Here is a 4,616-nt window from a genome sequence, read left to right as displayed (position 1 = left end):
TTTTTAAATTGAGCGAACCGTGAGTAATGAGGCGATAGAAACCAGCTTGACACCAAAGTTATTAACAGGCTCAAAACGCTCTCCTTTTGCTCCTCCTGAAACTGGGATATATGGGTCTTTGAGCCCTAAAATATTTGACACATTCAAGTTATTTGGGTCGGCATCTAACAATCCTACTTTTGAGCCAATTTGTGCCAGTTTTACGGCGATATTAACGGCAATTGTATTTTTTCCAACTCTATCTCTACCGCTAGAAATAGCTATTATATTTTTAATACCTTCAATTCTTTGGTGATTATATTGAAGCTTGTGTGTCAGAGTTTTGGTTGGAACTTCGTCTAAAGTTGAGGAAAACATTGATTAAAATTTCTTTAGTTTATTTTTCTGAGCAAATTATTTTTTAGTAGTGTTGTCGCTTTTAGAAAAGATATTCTTTGGAGCCAGAATTGCGGTAGAGACGGCGCAACTTGTTCATAGCTCGTCCTCTAATTTGGTTAATCTCTTCTCGACTCAAATTGAGCATCTGAGCAATTTCGGCTGAGGTCTTAATTTTTTCGTCATTAAGACCATAACGTAGACGTAAAATAGTTCGTTCTTGATAATTGAGACAACTCAAAATAGTTTCTACCTCTTCACGTATTAATTTTTTAACAATCCACTCTTCTGGAGTTGGCAGCTCTGATTCAATACTTTCACCCAATAGGCGAGAATCTTCTTCGCGAGCCACAGGAATTTCTAGAGAAAAAGGTTCTTGCGCTACTCTAAGCAGAAATCTTAGTTGTTCGACAGTTATATTGAGATGTTCTGCCATTTCCACTTCATTAGGATGACGTTGCAGTTTCTGGGATAAAAGCTTGAAGGTTTTCTTAATCAGCGATAACTTATCGTAAATATGAATTGGGAGGCGAATGGTACGAGATTGTTCGCTGATAGCTCGTGTTATCGACTGGCGAATCCACCAGTAAGCATAGGTAGAAAACTTACAGCCCTTCTCTGGCTCGAACTTTTCCACTGCTCTAATTAGACCTAAATTACCTTCCTGAATTAGATCTTGTAATGAAAGCCCGCGCTTGAGATATTTTTTAGCGATAAAAACTACTAGGCGTAAATTTGCCTGAACCATCTTGTTTTTGGCTTGACGAGAGAGGTACAAACGATGACGAAATTCAGATAGTATCATGTTCGTCTCTTGCGCCCATTCTCGGTCGCTTGGTTGTCGCCCTAATTTTTCAGCTAACTGTTGGCGAATTTGTTCTAGCTCTAATAAATCAGCAACTTGACGACTAAGCTTAATTTCTTCTTCTCCACTCAACAAGGGAATCCGACCAATATCTTGTAAATAATTGCGAACTGGATCCTGGGAGTGCTTGTTGTTCTGAGTCTGAATTTGAGAATAGCCAGATTTAATTTTGGCTAATTGTTTTTTATCTCCAGTAGTTTGCTTTTTGGTAATTTGGGATGGATCATTTCGATCGAGGGCAAACTCTAGATTATCTGTAGACTGGTCGGGATTTTTGATTACACTATTGCTCGGTACCATAATGATATTATTTTCAATCGAGAGTAGTTAATTTGAGCTTTGACACTCGCCAAAAAGCTTTATGTCACGATTGGTAGATTTCTTAATTTGTTTCTCTTGGTTTTTTGTCCAGATAGCTCTAAGCTTCAAGCTTGGTTGCTGATGACTCGCCATTTGTAGTGGCTCTAACTTCCTCAAGGGGATGTTTTTTGCGATCGCGAATCTCTTAGCGATCCCGAATCAACACTCGCTCTTTGAAGTAGACTTAAACAATATTTTTGTTGTTTAAGTCATTAAAATTTAGTTTAACAACATTTTTGTTGTTAAAGTCAAGCAGCAACATTTAATTCTTCTCGATATGTTGAGATACGGCTTCAAGTTCTTCAACCCGAACAAGTTCAATAAAGTCGATAAAAAGCTTTCAGTTATTAGGATACAGCCGACATATCAGCAAAATAAGACATAATGTGAAAAAATCTTGAAATCACATAAATACAATGTAGATACAATACGCCTGATGTGAATTACCTTCAGGCGTTTTTTACTTAATTAGATGCTACCGTCTTCTTTTAAAGAGGGATAAGGCTCACCTCTTTGACGATACATAGCTGCAATTTCGGGATAACCCCATTCAAAAATAACTCGCTCAAGAGTTTTCGTATCTAGACTAACGCGATCGTACATTCCTGCTGCTAGTCTTTGACGTTGTGCTTCAAATAGAATCACTGCTGCTGCAACGGAGACATTCAGCGATTCTACCATGCCAAACATAGGAATGATAATGTGTCCATCCACCAAATCGGCTGCTAATTCACTAACACCATGTTTTTCTGCACCCATTAGAATAGCGGTGGGTTTAGTATAGTCGATGCGACGATAGTCTACTGCTTTCTCACTAAGATGGGCAGCATATATTTTAAGATCTTTTTGCTGTAATTGAGCGATCGCAGTTTTTAAATCGGGATGAGTGTGTAGATTAACCCATTTATCACTACCTTTGGCTACTGGAGAGTAGGTAGGCATTTTGCTATTGGAGTTAACAGAATGAACTTCAAAAACGCCTACTGCATCACAGGTACGTATAATTGCGGAGAAATTGTGGGGCTTATGAACGTCTTCTGTAATTACGGTTAAGTCTGATTGTCTTTTACGAAGTACTTGTTTAAGTCTTTCATATCTTCTAGGAATCATTGCAATTGAAGCTCAGTAAGTAGCTAGGCAAATTTATTTATATATTGTTGAAAAGTTGATTGATGTTTCCCAAAGCATAAGATAAAACAAGAACGTCCAACGAATAAATTTTGCTAGACGCTCAAATTAATAGCAGTTATCCTCCTACTTTAAACTCAATGACATCCCCTTCTTGAACGACATAATCTTTTCCTTCAAAGCGGACTAAGCCTTTTTCTTTAGCTGCTGCTTTAGAGCCATGATCTACTAAGTCTTGAAAAGCGATAGTTTCTGCTTTAATAAACTTTTTCTGGAAGTCTGTATGGATTACTCCTGCTGCTTGGGGTGCTTTCATTCCTGCAACAATAGTCCAAGCTCGACTTTCGGTTTCTCCTGTAGTTAGGTAGGTACGTAAACCCAATAATTCATAGGTGGCTTTAATTAAAGATTTTAAGCCTCCTTCTGGCACTCCTAAAGCTTCTAGAAAGTCTTGTGTTTCTGATTCTGATAGTTCTACTAATTCTGATTCTACTTGAGCAGAAATAACTACTACTTTAGAATTTTCTTCTGCTGCGTATTGCTTAACTTGTTCTACCCATTCATTACCTTCTGCTAAGTCATCTTCTGCGACATTAGTGCCATAAATTACAGGTTTTTTTGTCAATAGACCTAAAGGTTTAATTATTAATTCTTCTTCTTCTGTTAATTTTATTTGTCTAACAGATCCACCGTCATTGAGTGCTGTAGCTAGTTGTTCTAAAACTTCTAATTCTTGTTGAGCAGTTTTTTCTTTTTTCGCTTGTTTGCGTACTCTTTCAATACGTCTCTCTATCTGAGCTAAATCTGCTAAAGATAGCTCTAAATTAATAATTTCAATGTCTCTTACAGGATCGACAGAACCAGATACATGAATGATATCGTCATCATCAAAACATCTTACCACATGAACGATCGCATCTACTTCTCTGATATTTGCCAGAAATTTATTTCCTAAGCCTTCCCCTTCACTAGCTCCTTTAACTAAGCCTGCGATATCTACAAATTCAATTCGAGTAGGCACAATTTTTTGAGAGTTGGATATTTTAGCTAATACTTCCAACCTTTTATCGGGTACAGAAACTACCCCTACGTTCGGTTCAATAGTACAGAAGGGGAAATTAGCAGCTTCGGCTTTGGCATTAGCGACTAAAGCATTAAATAAGGTAGACTTACCGACATTAGGCAGTCCGACGATTCCGGCTCGTAGCATAAATAGTACTTTTACAGAGTTTCTTTAATCTGCTAATTGTACTTGATCCTTATCGGACAACTCAAACATATAACCTCTACCCCAAATGGTTTTGATGAGTTTGCCTTCATGATCGCCAATTTTTTTACGTATTCTACCCACATGAATGTCTACTTTACGATCGTCTCCTGAGTAATCATCTCGATTCCAGATTGCTGAAATTAATTCTGCACGATCCCACACACGATTGGGGTGACTAGCCAGAAAATGTAATAAGTCAAACTCTAAAGCGGTTAAAGGTACTACATGATTACTTAAAATTACTTCTCGACGAGCAAAATCGATAGTTAAGTGACCGAGTATTAAGGGTCTACTGGTCGCTAAAATATTATTATTAGGTTTACACCTTTTTAATAAGGCTTCGATTTTAGCTTTTAAGATTTGTAAATTGAAGGGCTTTGTAATGTAATCATCTGCTCCTTTTGCAAAAGCGTCTAAGACATAATTAGTGTCTTTCATAGAGCTTAACATTACAACTATAGCGTTACTTTTGCTAATTTCTTGACATAAATTTAATCCTGTATCGTCAGGTAAGTTAACATCTAAAATCACTAAATCTGGTTTAAATCTAATTAATAATTGCCTAGCTGTTTTACCATCTAAAGCTGATTCAGTAATAAAATTATTGTAGTTAAAAAA

At 37.0% G+C, this 4,616-nt stretch carries 5 protein-coding genes; all 5 read right to left on the bottom strand.

Features of this window, described 5'->3' with window-relative positions; genetic code table 11:
- Positions 1 to 3 precede the first annotated feature (3 nt).
- Positions 4 to 357, bottom strand: a complete 354-nt coding sequence (locus H1P_RS31145; RefSeq protein WP_144875046.1) for a P-loop NTPase — start codon at positions 355 to 357, stop codon at positions 4 to 6.
- Between the two features lie 61 nt (positions 358 to 418).
- Entirely contained in the window at positions 419 to 1,540 is a 1,122-nt protein-coding gene (locus tag H1P_RS31140; protein WP_144875044.1) for a sigma-70 family RNA polymerase sigma factor, read from the bottom strand.
- A gap of 528 nt (positions 1,541 to 2,068) precedes the next feature.
- Positions 2,069 to 2,710 carry a tRNA (guanosine(18)-2'-O)-methyltransferase TrmH gene (gene trmH, locus H1P_RS31135; RefSeq protein WP_186376249.1) on the bottom strand — a complete coding sequence of 214 codons (642 nt, stop codon included), beginning with the start codon at positions 2,708 to 2,710 and terminating at the stop codon, positions 2,069 to 2,071.
- 136 nt (positions 2,711 to 2,846) lie between these two features.
- On the bottom strand, positions 2,847 to 3,938 hold the full coding sequence (gene ychF / locus H1P_RS31130; protein ID WP_144875040.1) for a redox-regulated ATPase YchF: 1,092 nt from the start codon (positions 3,936 to 3,938) through the stop codon (positions 2,847 to 2,849).
- A gap of 24 nt (positions 3,939 to 3,962) precedes the next feature.
- A partial coding sequence (locus H1P_RS31125) for a response regulator transcription factor (RefSeq protein WP_144875038.1) occupies positions 3,963 to 4,616 on the bottom strand: 654 nt, incomplete at its 5' end.

The sequence above is a fragment of the Hyella patelloides LEGE 07179 genome (assembly GCF_900659865.1).
GTDB lineage: Bacteria > Cyanobacteriota > Cyanobacteriia > Cyanobacteriales > Xenococcaceae > Hyella > Hyella patelloides.
This window is presented reverse-complemented; position numbering and strand designations above follow the sequence as displayed.

Bases quoted from the DNA above. Each gene is read 5' to 3' on its own strand.
- H1P_RS31145 (WP_144875046.1), bottom strand. From the start codon at position 357: ATGTTTTCCTCAACTTTAGACGAAGTTCCAACCAAAACTCTGACACAC.
- H1P_RS31140 (WP_144875044.1), bottom strand. From the start codon at position 1,540: ATGGTACCGAGCAATAGTGTAATCAAAAATCCCGACCAGTCTACAGAT.
- trmH (WP_186376249.1), bottom strand. From the start codon at position 2,710: ATGATTCCTAGAAGATATGAAAGACTTAAACAAGTACTTCGTAAAAGA.
- ychF (WP_144875040.1), bottom strand. From the start codon at position 3,938: ATGCTACGAGCCGGAATCGTCGGACTGCCTAATGTCGGTAAGTCTACC.